This is a genomic window from Leifsonia sp. SIMBA_070 (assembly GCF_046534635.1).
Taxonomy (GTDB): domain Bacteria; phylum Actinomycetota; class Actinomycetes; order Actinomycetales; family Microbacteriaceae; genus Leifsonia.
Genome location: NZ_JAWRYK010000570.1, coordinates 1 through 255, shown reverse-complemented (window position 1 = coordinate 255; position 255 = coordinate 1). Strand labels below are relative to the sequence as shown.

Annotated in this window: 1 protein-coding gene; it reads left to right on the top strand. The window is 68.6% G+C overall.

Annotated elements, in window-relative coordinates; all coding sequences use genetic code 11:
• Positions 1–255: GatB/YqeY domain-containing protein (locus tag SB754_RS21500; RefSeq protein WP_410784354.1), on the top strand; the 255-nt coding region annotated here is incomplete at both ends.

Genomic DNA, 255 nt, shown 5'->3' with positions numbered 1-255 from the left:
CGTCCAGGTTGTGTCGCTGCTGCAGAAGGAAGCAGCCAAGCGCCGGGACACCGCGGGCATTTACCGCGACGCCGGCGAAACTGAGCGCGCGGACGCGGAGGTCGCCGAAGCCGAAATCATCGAGGCGTACCTGCCCGCCCCGCTGACCGCCGCGGATGTGGAGGCCATCGTGGACGAGGTCATCGCCGATCTGTCCGCCGCGGGCACCGAACTGTCGATGCGCCAGATGGGCGCCGTCATGAAGCCGGTGACAGC